At 70.5% G+C, this 22,278-nt stretch carries 17 protein-coding genes; 15 read left to right on the top strand and 2 right to left on the bottom strand.

The window, feature by feature from the left end:
- The 7 genes from OHA25_RS27975 to OHA25_RS27945 all read left to right on the top strand — a co-directional run bounded on the left by OHA25_RS27975 (position 1) and on the right by OHA25_RS27945 (position 7,979).
- Complete coding sequence (locus tag OHA25_RS27975) at positions 1-1,017, top strand: NAD-dependent epimerase/dehydratase family protein (protein WP_327590430.1); 1,017 nt, start codon at positions 1-3, stop codon at positions 1,015-1,017.
- Between the two features lie 349 nt (positions 1,018-1,366).
- Positions 1,367-1,717, top strand: coding sequence for a bifunctional 3-phenylpropionate/cinnamic acid dioxygenase ferredoxin subunit (locus tag OHA25_RS27970; protein WP_305922355.1), 351 nt, complete (start codon positions 1,367-1,369; stop codon positions 1,715-1,717).
- Complete coding sequence (locus OHA25_RS27965; RefSeq protein ID WP_327590429.1) at positions 1,714-2,874, top strand: NAD(P)/FAD-dependent oxidoreductase; 1,161 nt, start codon at positions 1,714-1,716, stop codon at positions 2,872-2,874. The genes OHA25_RS27970 and OHA25_RS27965 overlap by 4 nt, the downstream gene beginning before the upstream one ends.
- Before the next feature lie 15 nt (positions 2,875-2,889).
- Positions 2,890-3,975, top strand: a complete 1,086-nt coding sequence (locus OHA25_RS27960) for an S-(hydroxymethyl)mycothiol dehydrogenase (protein ID WP_327590428.1) — start codon at positions 2,890-2,892, stop codon at positions 3,973-3,975.
- The gene (locus tag OHA25_RS27955; protein WP_327590427.1) at positions 3,975-4,598 is read left to right on the top strand and encodes an MBL fold metallo-hydrolase; all 624 of its coding nucleotides are present in this window, start codon (positions 3,975-3,977) and stop codon (positions 4,596-4,598) included. The genes OHA25_RS27960 and OHA25_RS27955 overlap by 1 nt, the downstream gene beginning before the upstream one ends.
- A 27-nt stretch (positions 4,599-4,625) precedes the next feature.
- Entirely contained in the window at positions 4,626-5,732 is a 1,107-nt protein-coding gene (locus OHA25_RS27950; protein ID WP_327590426.1) for an aromatic ring-hydroxylating oxygenase subunit alpha, read from the top strand.
- A gap of 3 nt (positions 5,733-5,735) precedes the next feature.
- Positions 5,736-7,979, top strand: a complete 2,244-nt coding sequence (locus OHA25_RS27945) for an FdhF/YdeP family oxidoreductase (RefSeq protein ID WP_327590425.1) — start codon at positions 5,736-5,738, stop codon at positions 7,977-7,979.
- Here the strand turns inward: OHA25_RS27945 and OHA25_RS27940 are convergent.
- On the bottom strand, positions 7,951-8,724 hold the full coding sequence (locus OHA25_RS27940) for an IclR family transcriptional regulator (protein WP_327590424.1): 774 nt from the start codon (positions 8,722-8,724) through the stop codon (positions 7,951-7,953). The two genes, OHA25_RS27945 and OHA25_RS27940, sit on opposite strands and share 29 nt — an antisense overlap.
- Positions 8,725-8,830: 106 nt before the next feature.
- Between OHA25_RS27940 and betA the strand changes: the two genes are divergently transcribed.
- The gene (betA, locus tag OHA25_RS27935) at positions 8,831-10,489 is read left to right on the top strand and encodes a choline dehydrogenase (RefSeq protein ID WP_327590423.1); all 1,659 of its coding nucleotides are present in this window, start codon (positions 8,831-8,833) and stop codon (positions 10,487-10,489) included.
- Positions 10,490-10,540: 51 nt separating this feature from the next.
- Here the strand turns inward: betA and purU are convergent, their stop codons facing one another.
- Positions 10,541-11,392: a formyltetrahydrofolate deformylase gene (purU, locus tag OHA25_RS27930; protein WP_327590422.1), complete on the bottom strand. Its 852-nt coding sequence runs from the start codon at positions 11,390-11,392 to the stop codon at positions 10,541-10,543.
- Between the two features lie 236 nt (positions 11,393-11,628).
- Between purU and OHA25_RS27925 the strand changes: the two genes are divergently transcribed.
- The 7 genes from OHA25_RS27925 to OHA25_RS27895 all read left to right on the top strand — a co-directional run bounded on the left by OHA25_RS27925 (position 11,629) and on the right by OHA25_RS27895 (position 22,274).
- Positions 11,629-13,089, top strand: a complete 1,461-nt coding sequence (locus OHA25_RS27925) for an aldehyde dehydrogenase family protein (protein ID WP_327590421.1) — start codon at positions 11,629-11,631, stop codon at positions 13,087-13,089.
- A 23-nt stretch (positions 13,090-13,112) separates the two neighbouring features.
- Positions 13,113-14,171, top strand: coding sequence for a quaternary amine ABC transporter ATP-binding protein (locus OHA25_RS27920; RefSeq protein WP_327590420.1), 1,059 nt, complete (start codon positions 13,113-13,115; stop codon positions 14,169-14,171).
- Positions 14,171-16,171, top strand: coding sequence for an ABC transporter permease subunit (locus OHA25_RS27915; RefSeq protein ID WP_327590419.1), 2,001 nt, complete (start codon positions 14,171-14,173; stop codon positions 16,169-16,171). The genes OHA25_RS27920 and OHA25_RS27915 overlap by 1 nt, the downstream gene beginning before the upstream one ends.
- A 46-nt stretch (positions 16,172-16,217) precedes the next feature.
- Positions 16,218-17,201 carry an ABC transporter substrate-binding protein gene (locus OHA25_RS27910; protein ID WP_327590418.1) on the top strand — a complete coding sequence of 328 codons (984 nt, stop codon included), beginning with the start codon at positions 16,218-16,220 and terminating at the stop codon, positions 17,199-17,201.
- 169 nt (positions 17,202-17,370) lie between these two features.
- The gene (locus OHA25_RS27905; protein ID WP_327590417.1) at positions 17,371-19,776 is read left to right on the top strand and encodes a GcvT family protein; all 2,406 of its coding nucleotides are present in this window, start codon (positions 17,371-17,373) and stop codon (positions 19,774-19,776) included.
- 12 nt (positions 19,777-19,788) lie between these two features.
- Positions 19,789-21,045, top strand: coding sequence for a serine hydroxymethyltransferase (glyA, locus tag OHA25_RS27900; protein WP_327590416.1), 1,257 nt, complete (start codon positions 19,789-19,791; stop codon positions 21,043-21,045).
- Positions 21,042-22,274 (top strand): sarcosine oxidase subunit beta family protein, encoded by a 1,233-nt coding sequence (locus OHA25_RS27895; RefSeq protein ID WP_327590415.1) that lies wholly within the window; start codon positions 21,042-21,044, stop codon positions 22,272-22,274. The genes glyA and OHA25_RS27895 overlap by 4 nt, the downstream gene beginning before the upstream one ends.
- Positions 22,275-22,278 lie beyond the last annotated feature (4 nt).

Below are 22,278 nucleotides of genomic sequence, written 5' to 3'. Positions count from 1 at the left end.
ATGAGGGTTCTTGTCATCGGTGGTTCTGGGTTCCTGGGCCGCGCCATCGTGGAGGAGGCGCTGGCCCGGGGGCACGAGGTCACGACATTCAACAGAGGGCGCAGCGGCGTGGACGTGCCCGGGGCAGAAGTGGTGCGCGGCGACCGTGAGACACCGGGCGACCTCGAGCGGCTGGTCGACGGGCGTTCATGGGACTTCGTGGTGGACACGTCCGGTTACGTGCCGCGGGTGGTGGGGGCGTCGGCGCGGGCGCTGTCCGGGCATGCGGGCGCGTACGCGTTCGTCTCCACCATCTCCGCGCTCGCCGGTTTCCCCGGCAAGCCGGCGGCGGACGACGCGGAGATCTGGCCGTGCGAGCCCGACGCGGGGCCCGACGACGGCAACTACGGCGTGCTGAAGGCAGGCTGTGAGCGAGCGGTCGAGCAGGGGTTCGACGGCACCGTGCTGATCGTCCAGCCCGGGATCATCCTGGGTCCGCGCGAGGACGTGGCCAGGCTGCCGTGGTGGCTGACCAGGATCGCGCAGGGCGGGCAGGTGCTGGCGCCGGGCGAGCCGGACGCGCCGATGCAGTTCGTCGACGCGCGCGACCTGGGGATCTTCACGCTCGACCAGGCCGAGCGCGGCACGGCCGGCCGGTTCCTGGTGACGGGTCCGGTCGGCCAGACCACGTTCGGGGAGTGGCTGGAGTCGTGCAAGGAGGCGACCGGGTCCGACGCGGAGCTCGTGTGGGTGGACAGCGCCTTCCTGGCCGAGCAGGGCGCGGGGACGTTCGTGGAGCTGCCGCTGTGGGGCGGCCCGCCGTCTGCGGAGCTCGAGACGTTCTGGAACGTCCCCACGACCAAGGCGCAGGCGGCCGGGCTGCGCATCCGTCCCGTCGCGGAGACCGTACGCGACACGTGGGAATGGTTGCGGGAGATCCCCGAGAAGCGCCGCAATTTCGGCAACAACAGCACGCATGGGATCGCGCCGGAGAAGGAGGCCGCGATTCTCACCGCGTGGGCGGCCCGTTCTGAGTAGTTCTCCGCAGACCGGTGGGCGTGGCCGGGGTTAGTGTCGGCGGTGCCGGCGAGGTGCCGATGGCACACCTCGCCACACCGGTCCTGACTCCCAGGGGCCGGAGGGGCGGAGGTGCCTTTGTTGCACTTCCGCCCCTCACCACGTCTGCCGGTCGGTCCCGGTGGCGAAAGGCCGCGAGCGGCCCTCTGGCGCAGACCACTCCTCGTCGGGTAGACGATGGGGAGGCGTGACGTACCTACCGGCACCACCACGAAGCACTACAAATCAGGCTTGACATCTGAATTCCGCACCCTCACGCTGTTGCGTATAGCGCTTGACGTTTCTCTTTGCGAAACCGGGGTGTGACTCGATGATTCCAGCGTGCCCTCTGGCGTCACTGCCGCGAGGTGAGGCCTTGCGGGTCGAGGCCGATCCGCCCATCGCGGTGTTCCACACCGAGGACGGCGAGATCTACGCCATCGACGACACCTGCACCCACCAGGACGCCTCGCTGGCCGACGGCTGGCTGGAGGGCTGCGAGATCGAGTGCCCCCTGCACGCCTCACGCTTCGACCTCAGGACCGGCAAGGTCGACGCGCCGCCTGCCAAGCGCCCCGTCCGCACACACCGCGTGGTGGTCGAGGACGACGTCGTCTACGTCGTGCCGTCCGACGCGCCGCCCAACCTGCCTCCCGGCGTCGCCTTGAAGGGGCAGGCGTGAGAAGCGTCTGCGTCGTCGGCGCCTCGCTCGCCGGGCTGCTGACCGCCCGCGCGCTGCGCGCCCAGGGCTACGACGGCCGCCTGGTCCTCGTCGGCGAGGAGCTCCACCGCCCCTACGACCGTCCCCCTCTGTCCAAGGACTTCCTCAAAGGCGTCCTGGACGAGTCGGACCTGGCCCTGGAAGCCGACGGCGAGGAGCTGGCGGCCGAGTGGCGGCTCGGTGTGGCCGCCACCGGCCTGGACGCCGCCGCCCGTCGCGTCACGCTGAGCGACGGCACGCACGTCGAGGCGGACGGCATCGTCATCGCCACCGGAGCCTCGGCCCGCCGGCTTCCCGGCACGGAGAGCCTGGCGGGGGTGCACACCCTGCGGACGTTGGACGACGCCCGCGCGCTGCGCCACGACCTGGCGAGCGCGAAGCGGGTCGTCGTCATCGGCGGCGGTTTCATCGGCACCGAGGTCGCCGCGACGGCCTGTGCCCTGGGCCTGGAGGTCACGCTCGTGGAGGCGGGGAAGATCCCGCTGGCCGGCGTGGTCGGAGTCCAGATGGCCGAGGCCATCGCCGCTCTCCACGAGCGGCGCGGCGTCCGGCTGCTGCGCGGCGCGAGGGTGACGGCGCTGACGGGCGTGACCCGGGTCGACGGGGTACGACTGGCCGACGGCACCCTGCTGCCCGCGGACGTGGTCGTCGTCGGGATCGGCGCGGTGCCCAACATCGCCTGGCTCGAGAACAGCGGCCTGCGACTGGGCGACGGAGTGATCTGCGACGCGGGTGGCGGCACCCTGATGCCGGGCATCGTCGCGGTCGGCGACTGCGCGGCCTGGTTCGATCCGGCGCTCGGCAGGCACGAGCGGTGCGAGCACTGGACCGGCGCGCGCCTGCGGGCCGCGGTGGCGGCGGAGACGCTGCTGTCGGGCGGCGCCGCCCGGCCCGCGCGGCCACGGCCGGCCTACATCTGGTCCGACCAGTTCGATGTGAAGATCCAGTTCGTCGGGCACGCCCGCCACGCCGACACGGTCGTGGTGGAGGAGGGCGACCCGGCCGATCACAGCTTCCTCGCCGTCTACCGGCAGGGTGAGCGGCCGGTGGCCGTGCTGGGTGTCAACCAGGTCCGCCTCTTCTCCCGCTGGCGCCGCCAGTTGGAGACCGCGGTCTGAAACAGGAGTGAATCAATGGCTCATGAAGTACGCGGCGTGGTCGCGACGGGCAAGGGCAAGCCGGTCGGCCTGGAGACGATCCTCGTCCCCGACCCTGGCCCCGGCGAAGCGCTGGTGAAGGTGCTCGCCTGCGGCGTCTGCCACACGGACCTGCACTACCGTGAGGGCGGCATCAGCGACGACTTCCCGTTCCTGCTCGGCCACGAGGCGTCCGGCGTGGTGGAGTCCGTCGGCGACGGCGTCACCGACGTCGCGCCCGGCGACTTCGTCATCCTCAACTGGCGCGCGGTGTGCGGGTCGTGCCGGTCGTGCCTGCGCGGGCGGCCGCAATACTGCTTCAACACGCACAACGCCACGCAGAAGATGACGCTGGCCGACGGCACCCCGCTGAGCCCGGCGCTCGGCATCGGCGCGTTCGCCGAGAAGACGCTGGTGGCCGCGGGCCAGTGCACCAAGGTCGATCCGGCCGCCTCCCCCGCGGCGGCCGGCCTGCTCGGCTGCGGTGTGATGGCGGGGCTCGGCGCGGCGGTCAACACCGGCGCGGTCAGCCGCGGCGACTCGGTCGCGGTCATCGGCTGCGGCGGCGTCGGCAACGCGGCGATCGCCGGAGCGCGGCTGGTCGGCGCCACCACGATCATCGCGGTGGACGTGGACGGCAGGAAGCTGGAGTGGGCGCGCGGCTTCGGCGCCACGCACACGGTGAACGCCAAGGAGGCCGACCCGGTCGAGGCGATCAGGGAGCTCACCGGCGGGAACGGCGCCGACGTGGTGATCGACGCCGTGGGCCGGCCCGAGACGTTCAAGCAGGCGTTCTACGCGCGCGACCTGGCGGGCACCGCGGTGCTCGTGGGCGTGCCCACTCCGGAAATGACCCTTGAGCTGCCGCTCCTGGACGTGTTCGGCCGCGGCGGGGCGCTCAAGTCCAGCTGGTATGGCGACTGCCTGCCCAGCCGCGACTTCCCCCTGCTGATCTCCCTCTACCTGCAGGGCCGCTTCGACCTGGACGCCTTCGTCACCGAGACCATCGGCCTGGACGGCGTCGAGGAGGCCTTCGCCAAGATGCACCACGGCGACGTGCTGCGCTCGGTGGTGGTGCTCTAATGCGCGTCGAGCATCTGGTCACCTCGGGCACGTTCAGCCTGGACGGGGGCACCTGGGAGGTCGACAACAACGTCTGGCTGCTGGGCGACGGCGACCAGGTGCTGGTGATCGACCCCGCCCACGACGCCGCCGCCGTCGCCGAGGCGATCGGCGACCGCCGGGTCGCGGGGATCGTGTGCACGCACGCGCACGACGACCACGTGAACGCCGCACCCGACCTGGCCGCCCGTACCGGCGCGCCCGTCCTGCTGCACCCCGACGACGAGGTGCTGTGGAAGCTGACGCACCCTGCGGCCACGCCGGACCGGGCGCTGGCGGGCGGGCAGATCCTGCGCGTCGGCGGCTCGGCCGTGCACGTGCTGCACACTCCGGGGCACGCCCCCGGCGCGGTCTGCCTCTACGTGCCCGAGCTGGGGGTGCTGTTCTCCGGGGACACCCTCTTCCACGGCGGCCCCGGCGCCACCGGCAGGTCGTACAGCGACTTTCCGACGATCATCAAGTCGATCAGCACGACGCTCCTCACCCTGCCCGGTGAGACGGTGGTGCACACCGGGCACGGTGACGACACCACCATCGGAGCCGAGGCTCCGCAGCTCGAGGACTGGATCCGCCGAGGACACTGACCCGGCCCACCCCACAGGAGTACTCACGTGACCACGTCAAGCGTGATCCCCACCCTCCCCGGCCGCTACTACGTCGACCCCGAGATCTTCGCCCTTGAGCAGAAGAACATCTTCGAGTCGATGTGGTTCTGCGTGGTGCGCTCGTCCGATCTGGGCAAGCCGGGAGCCTTCAAGACCGTGCAGGTCGGCACCGAGAGCATCCTCGTCACCAGGGCGAGGAACGGGTCGGTGCGCGCGTTCTACAACGTCTGCCGCCATCGCGGCGCCACCATCCGCACCGAGGAGTCCGGCGAGGTCAAGCGGGCGTTCCAGTGCCCCTACCACGCGTGGACGTACGACCTGGACGGCAAGCTCATCGCCGCACCCAACCTGACCAAGATGGCCGACCTGGACCGGGTCGAGTATGGCCTGGTCAAGGTGCACGTGCGCGAGTGGCTCGGCTACGTGTGGGTCTGCCTGGCCGACGATCCGCCCTCCTTCGAGGCCGACGTGCTGGGCGCGGTCACCGAGCGACTCGGAGCGCTGGAGCTGATCGACAACTACGACGTGCCGAACCTCGAGGTCGGGCGGCGCATCGTGTACGACGTCCAGGCCAACTGGAAGCTCATCATCGAGAACTTCATGGAGTGCTACCACTGCGCGACCATCCACCCTGAGCTGACCGAGGTGCTGCCCGAGTTCGCCGACGGCTACGCGGCGCAATACTTCGTCGGCCACGGCGCAGAGTTCGGCGAGGAGATCAAGGGCTTCACCATCGACGGGTCCGCCGGGCTCGACCGCATCCCCGGGGTGAACGACGACCAGGACAGGCGCTACTACGCGATCACCATCAAACCGCAGGTCTTCGTGAACCTGGTGCCCGACCACGTGATCGTGCACCGGATGTTCCCTATGGCCGTCGACCGCACGGTGGTCGAGTGCGACTGGCTCTACCTGCCCGGCGTGGTGGCGAGCGGCAAGGACCTGGACAAGTCGGTCGAGCTCTTCCACCGCGTCAACGAGCAGGACTTCGAGGCGTGCGAGCGCACCCAGCCGCGTATGAGCTCGCGCACCTACGCCAAGGGCGGCGTGCTGGTACCGAGTGAGCACCACATCGGCGCCTTCCATGAGTGGGTTCAGGAACGGATCGGCTGAGCGATGGCGGACGAGGACGAGGGACTCCGGGTCGGCCCGCCCAAGGACTGGGCGGGCGGGCTGCCCGCGGTGGGACACGCCATGCGGATGGCGTACGAGCAGATGGGCGCCCGCCGCACCGTCCTCACCCTGCTGCGGGTCAACCAGAAGAGCGGATTCGACTGCCCGGGCTGCGCCTGGCCGGAAGGCGAGCACCGCAGCCCGGCGGAGTTCTGTGAGAACGGCGCCAAGGCGGTCGCCGAGGAGGCCACGACGCGGCGGCTGAGCGCCGGCTTCTTCGCCGACCACCCGGTCGGCGAGCTGGCGACGATGAGCGACTACTGGCTGGGGCAGCAGGGCAGGCTCACCGAGCCCCTGTACAAGGACGCGGGCTCGGACCGCTACCGGCCCATCGGCTGGGCGGAGGCGTTCCGGATCGTCGCCGAGGAGCTACGTGCCCTCGAAGGCCCTGACGAGGCCGTGTTCTACACCTCCGGCCGCACCTCCAACGAGGCGGCCTTCGCCTACCAGCTTCTCGTGCGCCGCTTCGGCACCAACAACCTGCCCGACTGCTCCAACATGTGCCACGAGTCCAGCGGCTCGGCGCTCACCGAGACGCTGGGCATCGGCAAGGGCACCGTCACGCTGGAGGATCTGCACCGCGCCGAGCTGATCTTCGTCGTGGGGCAGAACCCCGGCACCAACCACCCGCGCATGCTGAGCGCCCTGGAGCGGGCCAAGCGCGGCGGGGCGCGGATCATCGCGGTCAACCCGCTGCCGGAGGCCGGGCTGCTGCGGTTCAAGAACCCGCAACGGCCCTCGGGGCTAGCCTCGGGCACCGCGCTCGCCGACCGCTTCCTGCAGATCCGCCTCAACGGCGACATGGCGCTCTTCCAGGCGCTGTCGCTGCTCCTGCTCGACTCGGCCGACAGGGAGTTCATCGAGGAGCACACGCACGGCTTCGCGGAGTGGGAGCGGCACCTGGCCGCCCTCGACTGGGCGGAGGTGCTGGAGGCGACCGGGCTGTCCAGGGCCGAGCTGGAGGAGACCGCCGGGGAGGTCCGCGGCGCGCGTTCGGTCGTCGTGTGCTGGGCCATGGGCCTGACCCAGCACCGCAACTCCGTGGCGACGATCAGGGAGGTGGTCAACTTCCTGCTGCTGCGCGGCAACGTCGGCCGGCCGGGGGCGGGCGTCTGCCCGGTGCGCGGCCACTCCAACGTGCAGGGCGACCGCACCATGGGGATCTACGAGAAGCCGCCTGCGGACTTCCTGGACGCGCTGGAGGCGGAGTTCGGCTTCGCCCCGCCGCGCCGGCACGGGCTGGACACCGTGGAGGCCATCCGCGCGATGCGCGACGGCGCGGTCAAGGTGTTCTTCGGGATGGGCGGCAACTTCGTCAGGGCGACGCCCGACAGCGAGGTCACCGAGGCGGCGCTGCGCCGTACCCGGCTGACCGTGCAGGTGTCCACCAAGCTCAACCGCTCGCACGCCGTGTGCGGCGAGCGGGCGCTCATCCTGCCCGCGCTGGGCCGCACCGAGCGCGATGCCGCGGGATACGTGACGGTGGAGGACTCGATGGGCCTGGTCCACGCCTCGAGGGGCAGGCTCGGGCCCGCCGCGCCCGGCCTGCTGTCGGAGACGGCCATCGTGTGCGGGCTGGCCCGCGAGCTGTTCGGCGACGACCCGCACGTGCCGTGGGCCGAGTTCGAGCGCGACTACGGCGCGGTCAGGGACCGCATCGCCCGGGTGATCCCCGGGTTCGCGGACTTCAACGCGCGGGCCGAGGCCGGCTTCGCGCTGCCCAACGCCCCCAGGGACGAACGCCGCTTCCCCACCGCGACCGGCAGGGCGAACTTCACCGTCAACCGGCTGGAGGTGCTGCGGGTGCCGCCGGGACGGCTGCTGCTGCAGACGGTCCGCAGCCACGACCAGTACAACACCACGATCTACGGCCTGGACGACCGCTACCGCGGGGTCAAGGCGGGCCGCCGCGTGCTCTTCGTGCACCCCGACGACCTGGCGGAGCGCGACCTGGCCGACGGCGACGTGGTGGACCTGATCAGCGAGTGGCCGGACGGCGAGCGCAAGGCGAAGGGCTTCAGGGTGATCGCCTATCCGACGGCGCGCGGCTGCTGCGCGGCCTACTTCCCCGAGACCAACGTGCTGGTGCCGCTGGACTCGGTGGCCGAGACGTCCAACACCCCGACGTCGAAGAGCGTGGTGGTGCGGCTGGCGCGGTCTAGCCCGCGTAGCCGAGCCGCCCGCTGATCTCATCGGCCCCTGTGATGAGGACGGAGGCGAGCTCGTGCATGCGCTCGGCGGGGAAGCGGTAAGCGGGGCCGGAGGCGCTGACCGCGGCCACGACGTCCCCGTGGTAGGAGCGGATGGGCGCGGCAATGGTGTTGAGCCCGTCCTCCAGCTCCTCCAGACAGTAGGCGTAGCCCGTCTTCCTGATCTCGGCGAGCTGCTTCTCCAGCTCGGCCACGTCGGTGATGGTCCGGCCGGTCAGGGCCTCCAGCGGCCCCTCGGACAGCAGCTTCGCCCGCTGCCTGTCCTCCAGGTGAGCCAGGAGCACCTTGCCGCTGGAGGTCGCGTGGAGGGGGGTGAGCTGGCCGACCCAGTTGTAGGCGGTGACGGCGGACGGCCCGCGCACCTGGTCCAGGTTGACCGCGTAGGAGGAGCGGAGGACGGCGATGTTCACGGTCTCACCGATCTCCTCGGCCAGCCGCTGGCAGACGGGATGGCTGCGCCGGCCGAGGTCCATCTGCGTGTTGACGCCGCCGGCCAGGCGGATGATGCCGAAACCGAGACGGTATTTGCCCCGGTCCTCGGCCTGCTCGACCAGTCCGCGCGCTTCCAGGGCGCCGAGCAGCCGGAACGCGGTCGACTTGTGCACGTCGATCTCGGCGGCGACCTCACTGACGCCGGCCTCGCCCCGGCGGGAGAGGATCTCGAGCACGCTGATCGCCCGATCGACCGACTGCACGCCCCCACTACCCGAGTCGTTGCTCATAGCGAAACTGTAAGTGCTGTGAGGAACTCACGCGAGCTGAAGTGCGGAAAAGATCTCCTGTTGCGAGTAGTGCAACGAAATGCACATGACGCTACGATTCGCGGAAATGCGCGAGAGACGAGGCACCATGACGTCACAGCAGTACGACTTCGTCATCGTCGGAGGCGGCTCGGCCGGCTGCGCCCTGGCCAACCGGCTCTCCGCGGACCCTGCCACCCGCGTGCTGGTGCTGGAGGCGGGCCGGCCGGACTACCCCTGGGACGTCTTCATTCACATGCCGGCGGCGCTCCCCTTCCCGATCGGCAACCGCTTCTACGACTGGCGGTACGAGTCCGAGCCTGAGCCGCACATGCGGGGCCGACGGATCTACCACGCGCGCGGGAAGGTGCTGGGCGGTTCGAGCAGCATCAATGGCATGATCTTCCAGCGCGGCAACCCGCTCGACTACGAGCGCTGGGGCGCCGATCCCGGGATGAAGACCTGGGACTACGCGCACTGCCTGCCCTACTTCAAGCGCATGGAGAACTGCCTGGCCGACCCCGGCACCCCCTGGCGCGGTCACGAGGGCCCGCTGGCGCTGGAGCGGGGGCCGGCGAGCACGCCGCTCTACCCGGCCTTCTTCGAGGCCGTGCAGCAGGCCGGCTACCCGCTCACCGACGACGTCAACGGCTACCGTCAGGAGGGCTTCGCCCGCTTCGACCGCAACATCCGGCGGGGCCGCAGGCTCAGCGCGGCCAGGGCGTACCTGCACCCGGTCATGAAGAGGCCGAACCTCACCGTGAAGACGCGGGCGTTCGTGACGCGCATCCTCTTCGAGGGCAAGCGGGCCGTCGGCGTCGAGTACGACGGCGGGACGGTGCGCGCGGGAGAGGTCATCCTGTGCGGCGGCGCGATCAACTCGCCGCAACTCCTCCAGCTGTCCGGGGTCGGCAACGCCGACGAGCTGCGCGCCCTCGGCGTCGACGTTGTGCACCACCTGCCGGGAGTGGGCGAGAACCTGCAGGACCATCTGGAGGTCTACATCCAGCACGGGTGCGGCGAGCCCGTCTCGATGCAGCCGAACCTGCAGAAGTGGCGCCACCCCTGGATCGGCGCCCAGTGGCTGTTCCTGCGCAAGGGGCCGGGCGCGACCAACCACTTCGAGGCCGGCGGCTTCGTGCGCAGCAACGCCGACGTCGACTACCCGAACCTCATGTTCCACTTCCTGCCGATCGCGGTGCGCTACGACGGCTCCGCGCCCTCGGGCGGACACGGCTACCAGGTGCACGTCGGCCCCATGTACTCCGACGCCCGCGGCTCCGTGAAGATCAAGAGCGGCGACCCGCGGCGGCATCCCGCCCTGCGGTTCAACTACCTGTCCACCGACCAGGACCGGCGCGAGTGGGTGGAGGCCGTCAGGGTGGCCAGGAGCATCCTCGGTCAGCCCGCGCTGGCCGCGTACAGCACCGGCGAGCTGTCCCCCGGGCCCTCTGTCGAGACCGACGAGGAGATCCTGGACTGGGTGGCCAAGGACGGCGAGACGGCGCTGCACCCCTCCTGCACGGCCCGGATGGGCGTGGACGAGATGTCCGTGCTCGACCCCGAGAGCATGCGCGTGCACGGCGTGGACGGGCTGCGGGTGGTGGACGCCTCGGCCATGCCGTACGTCACGAACGGCAACATCTACGCGCCGGTCATGATGCTGGCGGAGAAGGCGGCCGACCTGATCCTCGGCAACACCCCGCTGCCGCCGGAGCCGGCCGAGTTCTACCGGCACCGCTCCTAGACGACGACAGAGGCGGTGGGGGATCCCCACCGCCTCACGTCTCCGGCGATGTCAGCGGAAGACGACCGTGCGGTCGCCGTTGAGCAGCACCCGCTGCTCGCTGTGCCACTTCACCGCCCTGGCGAGCACCTGGGCCTCGACGTCCCGGCCGACGGCGACCAGGTCGTCGGGGTCCAGCTCGTGGTCCACCCTGGCGACGTCCTGCTCGATGATCGGCCCCTCGTCCAGGTCCGCCGTCACGTAGTGCGCGGTCGCCCCGATGAGCTTCACGCCGCGCTCGTGCGCCTGGTGGTACGGCTTGGCGCCCTTGAACCCCGGCAGGAAGGAGTGGTGGATGTTGATCGCCCGCCCCTCCAGCCGCTTGCACAGGTCGTCCGACAGGATCTGCATGTAGCGGGCGAGCACCACCAGGTCCGCGTCGTACTCGGCGACCAGCTCCAGCACCCTGGCCTCCGCCTCCGCCCTGCCCTCCGACGTCACCGGGACGTGGTGGAAGGGCACGCCGTAGGAGGCGGCCAGCGGCTCGAGGTCCGGGTGGTTGGAGACCACCGCGGGGATCTCGATGTTCAGGCCGCCGACCTGGCGGCGGAAGAGCAGGTCGTTCATGCAGTGACCGAACTTCGACACCATGATCAGCGTACGGGTCGGGGTGGCCGCGTCCTTGAGCTGCCAGGTCATCTGGCAGGACGCCGCGACGTAGGCGAACCCCTCGCGCAGCTCCTCCAGGGCGTCCTGGGAGGTGAAGTGCACGCGCATGAAGAAGCCGCCGCCCTTGCGGTCGTTGAACTGCTTGCTCTGCAGCATGTTCCCGCCGTGCTGGATGAGGAAGCTGCTCACGGCGTAGACGATGCCCGGCTTGTCGGCGCAGGAGACGGTGAGGATGAACTCGCGCCCAGGAGCCATCGCTCCTCCTTGTGTTGCGTATTACGCAAATGAGTTAGTTATACGCAACAGCGTGAACGCAGAGCAGCACGTCCGTCAAGAGGTGAAATGTGATCCAACGCCGGGCAAAACCCATCACAACACATAGTTTCGGTCAGTGATTCCCTCAAGGCCTTGACGAACCCCCAGCAGCCGGTCAATCCTGTTCCCCATTAAGCACAAGCTTGCGCCATGCGCAACGATCAGGGATGTGCCCGATGACCGACCTCTACATCGGTGGAACGTGGACGAGGCCGATCGCCGGTGGCCTGCGGCACATCCACTCGCCCGCCGACGGTGGTCTGGTGGCCACGGTGGCGGAGGCCACGGCGGCCGACACCGGGCGGGCGATCGAGGCCGCCCGGCACGCCTTCGACGCGGGCCCCTGGCCGCAGACTCCCGCCCGCGAGCGGGGCGCACTCCTGAACAGGGTAGCTGACCTGCTGGAACGCGACCGCGACAGCTTCGCGAAGGCCGAGTCAGGCGACACCGGCAAACGGCTCGTGGAGAGCGAGTACGACGTCGACGACTCCATCGCCTCCCTGCGGTACTTCGCCGGGGTGGCGGGCACCGACGCCGGGCGGGTGATCGACACCGGCCGGGACGACGCCATCAGCCGCATCGTCCACGAACCCGTCGGCGTCTGCGCCCTGATCACGCCGTGGAACTATCCGCTGCTGCAGGCGACGTGGAAGGTCGCCCCCGCGCTCGCCGCCGGCAACACCTTCGTGCTGAAGCCCAGCGAGCTCACACCCAGCACCTCGATCCTGCTGATGCGTGCGCTGGAGGAGGCGGGCCTGCCTGCGGGCGTCGCCAACCTGGTGCTCGGCGCGGGCCCCGAGGCGGGCGCGCCGCTGGCCGAGCACCCGGCCGTGGACCTGGTGTCGTTCACCGGCGGCGTGGCCACGGGACGCCGGATCATGGCGGCCGCCGCACCCACCGTCAAACGCGTGGCGCTCGAACTGGGCGGCAAGAACCCCAACATCGTCTTCGCCGACGCCGACGTCGAGACCGCGATCGACTTCGCGCTCACCGCGGTGTTCCTGCACTCGGGCCAGGTCTGCTCGGCCGGCGCCCGCCTCCTCGTGGAGGACTCCCTGCACGACGCCTTCGTGGACGAGGTCGTCCGGCGCGCGGAGCTGATCCGCCTGGGCGGCCCCTTCGACCCGGACGCGCACACCGGCCCGCTGATCTCCGCCGCGCACCTCGCCAAGGTCGAGGAGTACGTGGCGGCGGGCCTGGCCGAAGGCGCGGTCCTGCGCTGCGGCGGCCGCCGCGGGGAGGGCCTCGGCTTCTTCTACCGCCCCACCGTGCTCGACGAGTGCAAGCAGGGCATGCGCGTGGTGCGCGAGGAGTCCTTCGGCCCCGTGCTGACCGTGGAGCGCTTCACCACCGAGGACGAGGCCGTGCGCCTCGCCAACGACACCGAGTACGGCCTGGCCGGCGCCGTCTGGACCCAGGACGCCGGCAAGGCGCAGCGGGTCGCGGGCCGGCTGCGGCACGGCACGGTGTGGATCAACGACTACCACCCCTACGTGCCGCAGGCCGAGTGGGGTGGCTTCAAGCAGTCAGGCATCGGCCGTGAGCTCGGGCCCACCGGTCTCGACGAGTACCGCGAGATCAAGCATGTCTGGCAGAACATCCGCCCACGCCCCCAGCGGTGGTTCCCAGCGAACTGACGCCTGACGACCAAGAGGTGGTCATGACCGTACCGTCACTGACCGAACGCACGCCGCTCGGCACCGAGACACCCCCCATCCTCGAGGTGAGGGGGCTCTGGAAGGTGTTCGGGCCCAAGGCCGACCGCGTCGTCGGCAGCACGCTCAGCCGCACGGAACTGAAGGAACAGACCGGCTGCGTCGCCGCCGTCCGCGACGTGTCCTTCTCGGTACGCCGGGGCGAGGTGTTCGTGGTCATGGGCCTGTCCGGCTCGGGCAAGTCCACCTTGGTCCGCTGCCTCACCAGGCTGATCGAGCCCACGGCCGGCGAGATCCTGCTCGACGGCGACGACGTCCGCAAGGCCGACGAGAAACGGCTGCGGGAGCTGCGCAGGCACCGCATGGCCATGGTCTTCCAGCACTTCGGGCTGCTGCCGCACCGGTGCGTGCTGGACAACGTCGTCTTCGGGCTGGAGATCCGCGGCGTGCCCAAGCAGGACCGCTACGTCAGGGCCCGCGAGGTCGTCGGGCTGGTCGGCCTGACCGGCTTCGAGAACTCCTATCCCGACCAGCTCTCCGGAGGCATGCAGCAGCGCGTCGGCCTGGCCCGCGCGCTGGCCGCCGATCCCGAGGTCCTGCTGTTCGACGAGCCGTTCTCCGCGCTCGACCCGCTGATCAGGCGCGAGATGCAGAACGAGGTCATCCGCCTGCACCACGAGGTCGGCAAGACCATGATCTTCATCACCCACGACTTGAGCGAGGCGCTCAAGCTGGGCGACCGCATCCTCATCATGCGCGACGGCGAGCTGGTCCAGATGGGCACGCCCGACGAGGTCGTGGGCGCGCCGGCCGACGACTACGTACGGGACTTCGTCAGCGACGTGGCGCGCTCCCACGTGCTGACGCTGCGCTGGATCATGCGCGACCCGCTGCCCGGCGAGCCCCTGGACGGCCCCGAGCTGGGCCCCGACGTGGTCATCCGGGACGCGGTGCACAGCGTGATGTCGGCCGACCGGCCGGTCCGCGTGACCAGGGACGGCGCCCTGCTGGGCGTGGTCACCAGCGCCGAGATCCTCGAGGTCATCGCGGGAGGGCAGTCCTGATGGCTCCGGTGACGGCCGCGGTCACGGCGGTGGCCACGCGGCTGCGCGGCCGCAGGCTCCTGATCGTGGCGGTGCTGGCGGTCTGGGTGCTGGGGTGGGCGCTGCTGAACGGGCGCGACACGCTGGCACTCGGCGGGGCCGAGCTGACGCCGCTGCACACCTCGTTCAGCGAGGGCATGGACGCCATCGACGACAGCAGGAACACCAACCCGTTCTTCCTCTACTTCATCAACTACATCCGGCTCTTCCTCGACGAGGCCGTGACGTTCGTCCAGGCGCTGATCAGCCAGCCGTCCTTCGGCCGCCCGGTCCCCGTGCTGGGCTGGCTGGGCGTGACGGCCGTGGCGACCGCGGTCACGTACCTGTATGCCAACAGGAAGGCGGCGCTGCTCGCGGCGGCGGGCCTGATCTCCTTCGGGCTGCTCGGGCTGTGGCAGGAGAGCATGGACACGCTCGCCCTCACGCTCACCGCGGTGGTGCTGTCGCTGGCCGTGGGCATCCCGCTCGGGGTGCTGGCGGGGATGAGCGACCGCTTCCACCGGCTGGTCACCCCGGTGCTGGACTTCATGCAGACGATGCCGACGTTCGTCTACCTGGCGCCGCTCACGCTCTTCTTCCTCATCGGGCCGGCCAGCGCGACGGTCGCCACGATGATCTACGCGATCCCGCCGGCCATCCGCATCACCGCGCACGGCATCCGCCAGGTCTCGCCGGACACCCTCGAAGCCGGCGCCTCGCTGGGCGCCACCACCGCTCAGTCGCTGCGGCACGTGCGGCTGCCGATGGCCAAGCAGACGATCATCGTCGGGGTGAACCAGACCATCATGGCCGCCCTGTCCATGGCCACCATCGCGGCCCTCATCGACGCGCCGGGCCTGGGCAAGACGGTGTTGAAGGCGCTGCAGACCCTGGACGTGGGCACCGCGTTCAACGCGGGCCTGGCCATCGTCATCATGGCGGTGGTGCTGGACCGGGTGACCTCGGCGGCCAGCCGCCGGGTCGAGGCCGAGCGCAGGGCCGGCCGGCTGCTCACTCCCGGACGGCGGCGGCTGCAGGTGGCGGGCGTGCTCGGCGTCACGGCGGTGCTCGGCTATCTGTCGTACACCTACGTGTGGGCGGCGGAGTTCCCCGCGCAGGCCAACCTCGGCCCCATCGTGCGCCGCGCCGCCGACGCGGCGAGCGTCTGGGTGCAGGACAGCCTGGTCGGCTTCACCAACGCGATCAAGAACCTGCTCACCAACGGGCTGCTCAACCCGTTCGAGTCGCTGCTGACAGGGTCTCCGTGGTGGCTGGTGTTCGCCGTGGCCGTGGCCGTGGCGCTGCTGGTGGGCAACGCGCGCGCGGCCCTGGCGACCGCGGTCGGCCTGGCGCTGCTGGTCCTGCTCGGGCTCTGGCAGGACAGCATGGTCACGCTGGCCTCCACCCTGGTCGCCACGATCCTCGTCATGATGCTCGGCGTGGTGGTGGGCGTGTGGATGGGCCGCAGCGACCGGGCCGACACCGTGCTGCGCCCCGTGCTCGACGCCGGGCAGACCATGCCCGCCTTCGTCTATCTGGTGCCGATCCTCGGCCTGTTCGGCCCGACGCGGTTCACCGCGATCATCGCCGCCGTGGTCTTCGCGGCGCCGGTCGCGATCAAGCTGGTCGCCGAGGGCATCAGGCGGGTCTCCCCCACCACGGTCGAGGCGGCCACCTCGGTGGGGGCGAACGCCTGGCAGCTCATCTCCAAGGTCCAGCTCCCGATGGCCCGCAGCGGCGTGACACTCGCGGCGAGCCAGGGACTCATCTACGTGCTCTCGATGGTCGTCGTGGGCGGCCTCGTGGGAGCGGGAGCGCTCGGCTACGACGTCGTGGCCGGGTTCTCGCAGCACCAGCTCCGGGGGAAGGGGCTGGCCGCCGGGCTCGCGATCGTCGTGCTCGGCATCGTGCTCGACCGTGTCATGCGCGCTGCCACGCAGCGCGCCGACGCGGCCGCTCACGGGGGGCAACCGCACCAATAGCCAGATGACGGGCCCTCTCGGCCCGGGAACCACTAGGAGGACCTAGGTGACGAATTCGAGAAGCAGAAGAATCAGGGCACTCGTGCTCGTAGCCGGCATGGGCCTCCTGGTGAACGCCTGCGCGGGTGCGAAGGTCGGCGAGACGGCCGCGCCCGCCGCCGGCAGCGGCAGCGCCAAGGCGTGCGGGACCCTGAGCCTCGCGATCAACCCATGGGTGGGGTACGAGGCCAACGCCGCCGTGATCGGCTATGTGGCCGAGAAGAACCTCGGCTGCAAGGTCGTGAAGAAGGACCTCAAGGAGGAGGTGGCCTGGCAGGGCTTCGGCACCGGCGAGGTCGACGCGGTCGTGGAGAACTGGGGCCACGACGACCTGAAGAAGAAGTACATCGACGAGCAGAAGACCGCCGTCTCCGCGGGGCCGACGGGCAACAAGGGCGTCATCGGCTGGTACGTGGCGCCGTGGATGGCCGAGAAGTACCCGGACATCACCGACTGGAAGAACCTCAACAAGTACGCCTCCCTGTTCAAGACCTCCGAGTCCGGCGGCAAGGGCCAGCTCCTCGACGGTGACCCCTCCTTCGTCACCAACGACGAGGCCCTGGTCAAGAACCTCAAGCTGGACTTCAAGGTCGTCTACGCGGGCAGCGAGACCGCGTTGATCACGGCCTTCCGCCAGTCGCAGAAGCAGCAGACGCCGCTCATCGGTTACTTCTATGAGCCGCAGTGGTTCCTGTCGGAGCTCAAGCTGGTCAAGGTCAACCTGCCCGCCTACACGGCCGGCTGCGACGCCGACGCCGCCAGGGTGGCCTGTGACTACCCGCCGTACGAGCTCGACAAGATCGTGAGCAAGAAGTTCGCCGACTCCGGCAGCCCTGCCTACGAGCTGGTCAAGAACTTCACCTGGGGCAACGACGACCAGAACCTCGTGGCGAAGTACATCACCGAGGACAAGATGACCGCCGAGGAGGCGGCCGCCAAGTGGGTGGCCGACAACGCGGACAAGGTCAAGGCCTGGCTCCCCAAGAGCTGACGGCACGGCCGGACCCGGCCCGATCGCGCTTCGCGGTCGGGCCGGGTTCGCATGTCCAGCGACACCGCCTGAAATTAGACAGATCGCCCCTTGACACCCGCAATCCGGCGAGCGACGCTTGTTGCGGAAAGCGCTTTGGGTTGCATATTCCGCAACAACGGAGGTGGCTATGACGGGCCCGAGAGTCGTTGTCATCGGGGCCGGCGTGGTCGGCGCGGCACTCGCCGACGAGCTGTCGGCCCGCGGCTGGACCGACGTCACGGTGGTCGACCAGGGAGACGTGCCCGCCACCGGCGGCTCCTCCTCGCACGCGCCCGGTCTGGTGTTCCAGACCAACGGGTCCAAGACCATGACCGAGATGGCCCGCTACACCGTGGAGAAGTTCGTCGAACTGGACAGCTTTCTCCAGGTGGGCGGCCTCGAGGTGGCCACCACCCCCGAGCGCCTCGCCGAGCTGCACCGCCGCCACGGCTGGGCGGCCGCGTGGGGCCTGGAGGCCCAGCTGCTCTCCCCCGCCGAGTGCGTGGCCAAGCACTCGCTCCTGGACCCCGGCAAGGTGCTCGGCGGCCTGTTCATCCCCACCGACGGCCTGGCCAAGGCGGTCAAGGCGGTCCAGGCGCAGCTCACCAGGGCGATGGAGCGCGGCGTGCAGGTCCTGGCCAGGCACGAGGTGCTGGACATCAGGGCCGAGGGCGGCCGGGTCAGCGCGGTGGTCACCGACCACGGCGAGATCCCCGCCGACGTGGTGGTCTGCTGCGCCGGCATCTGGGGGCCGCGCGTGGCCAGGATGGCCGGGATGGAGCTGCCGCTCACGCCGCTGGCCCACCAGCTGGCCTGGACGGGACAGGTCCCCGACCTGGCCGGGCAGAGCGAGGAGGCGACCCGGCCCATCCTGCGCCACCAGGACGCCGACCTGTACTACCGGGAGCGGTACGACACGCTGGGCATCGGCTACTACGGCCACCGGCCCATGCCGGTCAGCCCCGACGACATCCTCTCGGTGGACGCGGCCGAGGTCATGCCTTCCGTGCTGACCTTCACGCCCGACGACTTCGCCGACGCCTGGACCGAGACCCAGAGCCTGCTCCCCGGGACGCGGTCGGCCAAGGTGGAGGAGGGCATCAACGGCCTGTTCTCGTTCACGACCGACCACATGCCGCTGATGGGCCAGTCGCGGGACGTGGAGGGCTTCTGGGTGGCGGAGGCCGTCTGGGTCACCCACTCCGCCGGCGTCGGCAAGGCCATGGCCGAGTGGCTGGTCGACGGCCACTGCTCCTCCTTCGACCTGCACGAATGCGACGTCAACCGGTTCGAGCAGCACCAGATCGCCCCTGATTACGTGCGGGAGCGCGGCTGCCAGAACTACGTCGAGGTCTACGACATCATTCATCCGCTGCAGCCCATGGAAAGCCCGCGCCCGATGCGGACCAGTCCGTTCCACGCCCGCCAGCAGGAGCTCGGCGCGATCTTCCTGGAGGCCTCCGGCTGGGAGCGGCCGCAGTGGTACGGCGCCAACGCCCCGCTGCTGCAGGGCCGCGACATCCCGGCGCCCGGCGACTGGGCCGCGCAGTACTGGTCGCCCATCGTGGGCGCGGAGGCGCAGGCCACCCGGGAGTCCGTCGCGATGTACGACATGACCGCGCTCAAGCGCCTGGAGATCAGCGGCCCCGGCGCGGTCGGCTTCCTGCAGTCCCTCGTGACCGGCGACATCGACAAGTCCGTCGGCTCCGTGACGTACTGCCTGCTCCTGGACACCGACGGCGGCATCCGCAGCGACGTCACGGTCGCGCGCCTCGGGCCCGAGCTGTTCCAGGTGGGCGCCAACGGCAACCTCGACCTCGACTGGCTGGACCGGCGGCGACCGCGCGCGGTCCACATCCGGGACATCACCGCGGGCACCTGCTGCGTGGGCGTGTGGGGCCCGCGTGCCCGCGACCTCGTCCAGCCGCTGACCGGCATCGACCTGACCGCGCTGCGCTACTTCCGCGGCGCCCGCGGCTACATCGGCAACGTCCCGGTCACCATGCTGCGCCTGTCGTACGTCGGCGAGCTGGGCTGGGAGATCTACACCACCGCCGACATGGGACTCAAGCTCTGGGACACGCTCTGGGAGGCCGGGCAGCGGCACGGCGTCATCGCCGGCGGCCGCGGCGCGTTCACGAGCCTGCGCCTGGAGAAGGGCTACCGCTCCTTCGGCACGGACATGACCTTCGAGCACGACCCGTACGAGGCCGGGCTCGGCTTCGCCGTCAAGCTGGACAAGGGTGACTTCGTCGGCCGGGCGGCGCTGCTGGAGCGCAAGGAGTCGGTGCGCCGCCGGCTCACCTGCCTGCTCACCGACGAGGTCGTCATGGGCAAGGAGCCCGTCTACGACCGCGACGGCGGCCCGGCCGGCTACGTCACCAGCGCCGCCTACGGATACACGATCGGCAGCGGCATCGCCTACGCCTGGCTGCCCGCCGACCTGGCCGCCCCCGGCCAGGAGGTGACCATCGGCTACTTCGACCGGTACGTACGCGCCGTCGTCGCCGAGGAACCGCTTTTCGACCCCACGATGCAGCGGCTGCGCGGTTAGGAAAGGACGCACATGATCGACACCCCGCTGGACGTCGTGGACCCCGAGGTCCACGCGGCCATCGGCGACGAGCTGGCCCGCCAGCGCTCGACGCTGGAGATGATCGCCTCGGAGAACTTCGCGCCCGTCGCCGTCATGGCGGCGCAGGGCTCGGTGCTCACCAACAAGTACGCCGAGGGCTACCCGGGCCGGCGGTACTACGGCGGGTGCGAGCACGTGGACGTGATCGAGCAGATCGCCATCGACCGGGTGAAGGCGCTCTTCGGCGCCGAGGCGGCCAACGTGCAGCCCCACTCCGGCGCCCAGGCCAACGCCGCGGCCATGGCCGCGCTGCTCGAACCCGGCGACACCATCCTCGGGCTCGACCTGGCCCACGGCGGCCATCTCACGCACGGCATGCGGATCAACTTCTCCGGCCGCCTGTACAACGTGGTCGCCTACCACGTGCGCCAGAGCGACCACCTGGTGGACATGGAGGAGGTCGAGCGGCTGGCCCGCGAGCACCGGCCCAAGCTGATCATCGCCGGCTGGTCGGCGTACCCCCGCCAGCTGGACTTCGCGGCGTTCCGGCGGATCGCCGACGAGGTGGGCGCGTACCTGCTGGTGGACATGGCGCACTTCGCCGGCCTGGTGGCCGCGGGCCTGCACCCCTCCCCCGTGCCGCACGCCCACATCGTCACCACCACCACGCACAAGACCCTCGGCGGCCCGCGCGGCGGCGTGATCCTGACGACGGACGACCTCATCAAGAAGATCAACTCGTCGGTCTTCCCCGGCCAGCAGGGCGGACCGCTGGAGCACGTCATCGCCGCCAAGGCGGTCGCGTTCAAGATCGCTGCCGGGGACGGGTTCCGGGACCGCCAGTGGCGCACGCTGGAGGGCGCCGGGATCCTCGCCGACCGGCTGCTCGGGCCCGACGCCGCCGCGGCCGGGGTGAAGGTGCTGACCGGCGGCACCGACGTGCACCTCGTCCTGGTCGACCTGCGCGACTCGGAGCTGGACGGAAAGCAGGCCGAGGACCGGCTGCACACCGCCGGGATCACGGTGAACAGGAACGCGGTGCCGTTCGACCCGCGCCCGCCGATGGTCACCTCCGGCCTGCGGATCGGCACGCCGGCGCTGGCCACGCGCGGGTTCGGTCCCGACGACTTCAGCGAGGTGAGCGACATCATCGCGACCGCACTCACGCCGGACGCCGACCTGGCCTTCCTGCGCGGCAGGGTCGAGACCCTGGCCGGCAAGCACCCGCTCTACGGGCAGGTCCGATGAGCCCCCGCACTCCGGGCGCCGATCTGCCCGAGCACCCCGACCGGCTGTGGAGCGCGGCCGAGCCCAAGGCGTCCTACGACGTGGTGATCGTCGGAGCCGGCGGGCACGGCCTGGCCACCGCCTACTACCTGGCCAAGAACCACGGCATCACGAACGTCGCCGTGCTGGAGCGCGGCTGGCTCGCCGGCGGCAACATGGCCCGCAACACCACCATCATCCGCTCCAACTACCTGTGGGACGAGAGCGCCGGCATCTACGAGCACGCGCTGAAGCTCTGGGAGGGGCTGGAGGAGGAGCTGGACTACCCGTTGCTGTTCAGCCAGCGCGGCGTGCTCAACCTCGCGCACAGCCTCCAGGATGTGCGCGACAGCGTACGGCGGGTCGAGGCCAACAGGCTCAACGGCGTGGACGCGGAATGGCTGGACCCCCAGCAGGTCAAGGAGGTCTGCCCGATCGTCAACGTCTCCCCCGACGTCCGCTACCCGGTGCTCGGCGGCACCTTCCAGCCCAGGGCCGGGATCGCCAAGCACGACCACGTCGCCTGGGGCCTGGCCAGGGCGGCCGCGGCGCTCGGCGTCGAGTTCATCGAGCACTGCGAGGTCACCGGGCTGCAGGTGCGCGAGGGCCGGGTGACCGGCGTGGAGACCACCCGCGGCACGATCGCGGCGGGCCGGGTGGCGCTGTGCGCCGCCGGTCACACCTCGGTCGTGGCCGCCACGGCGGGGATCGACCTGCCGCTGCAGAGCCACCCCCTCCAGGCGCTGGTCTCCGAGCTGCTGGAGCCCGTGCACCCCACCGTCGTCATGTCCAACGCCGTGCACGTGTACGTCAGCCAGGCGCACAAGGGCGAGCTGGTCATGGGGGCGGGCATCGACGCGGCCAACTCCTACCGCCAGCGCGGCGCCTTCCACATCATCGAACAGCAGATGGCCGCGGCCCTGGAGCTGTTCCCCGTCTTCGCCCGGGCGCACGTGCTGCGTACCTGGGGCGGCGTGGTGGACGTCTCACCGGACGCCTCGCCGATCATGGGCCTGACCCCGGTCGAGGGCCTCTACCTCAACTGTGGCTGGGGCACCGGCGGCTTCAAGGCGACACCGGGCGTGGGCTGGTGTTTCGCCCACACCGTGGCCAACGACGAGCCGCACCCCCTCAACGCTCCCTTCTCCCTTGACCGATTCGTCACCGGGGCGCTCGTCGACGAGCACGGCGCCGCCGCGGTCGCGCACTGAGGAA

The sequence above is a fragment of the Nonomuraea sp. NBC_00507 genome, assembly GCF_036013525.1.
Lineage (GTDB): Bacteria > Actinomycetota > Actinomycetes > Streptosporangiales > Streptosporangiaceae > Nonomuraea.
The sequence above is the reverse complement of the archived record's forward strand: the minus strand, read 5'-3'. Positions and strand labels throughout refer to the sequence as shown.

Excerpts from the sequence above, each read along its gene's own strand:
- OHA25_RS27960 (WP_327590428.1), top strand. The coding sequence starts at position 2,890 with ATGGCTCATGAAGTACGCGGCGTGGTCGCGACGGGCAAGGGCAAGCCG.
- OHA25_RS27940 (WP_327590424.1), bottom strand. The coding sequence starts at position 8,724 with ATGAGCAACGACTCGGGTAGTGGGGGCGTGCAGTCGGTCGATCGGGCG.
- OHA25_RS27915 (WP_327590419.1), top strand. The coding sequence starts at position 14,171 with ATGGCTCCGGTGACGGCCGCGGTCACGGCGGTGGCCACGCGGCTGCGC.
- OHA25_RS27920 (WP_327590420.1), top strand. The coding sequence starts at position 13,113 with ATGACCGTACCGTCACTGACCGAACGCACGCCGCTCGGCACCGAGACA.
- betA (WP_327590423.1), top strand. The coding sequence starts at position 8,831 with ATGCGCGAGAGACGAGGCACCATGACGTCACAGCAGTACGACTTCGTC.
- purU (WP_327590422.1), bottom strand. The coding sequence starts at position 11,392 with ATGGCTCCTGGGCGCGAGTTCATCCTCACCGTCTCCTGCGCCGACAAG.
- OHA25_RS27945 (WP_327590425.1), top strand. The coding sequence starts at position 5,736 with ATGGCGGACGAGGACGAGGGACTCCGGGTCGGCCCGCCCAAGGACTGG.
- OHA25_RS27905 (WP_327590417.1), top strand. The coding sequence starts at position 17,371 with ATGACGGGCCCGAGAGTCGTTGTCATCGGGGCCGGCGTGGTCGGCGCG.
- OHA25_RS27955 (WP_327590427.1), top strand. The coding sequence starts at position 3,975 with ATGCGCGTCGAGCATCTGGTCACCTCGGGCACGTTCAGCCTGGACGGG.
- OHA25_RS27925 (WP_327590421.1), top strand. The coding sequence starts at position 11,629 with ATGACCGACCTCTACATCGGTGGAACGTGGACGAGGCCGATCGCCGGT.
- OHA25_RS27895 (WP_327590415.1), top strand. The coding sequence starts at position 21,042 with ATGAGCCCCCGCACTCCGGGCGCCGATCTGCCCGAGCACCCCGACCGG.
- OHA25_RS27975 (WP_327590430.1), top strand. The coding sequence starts at position 1 with ATGAGGGTTCTTGTCATCGGTGGTTCTGGGTTCCTGGGCCGCGCCATC.
- OHA25_RS27970 (WP_305922355.1), top strand. The coding sequence starts at position 1,367 with ATGATTCCAGCGTGCCCTCTGGCGTCACTGCCGCGAGGTGAGGCCTTG.
- glyA (WP_327590416.1), top strand. The coding sequence starts at position 19,789 with ATGATCGACACCCCGCTGGACGTCGTGGACCCCGAGGTCCACGCGGCC.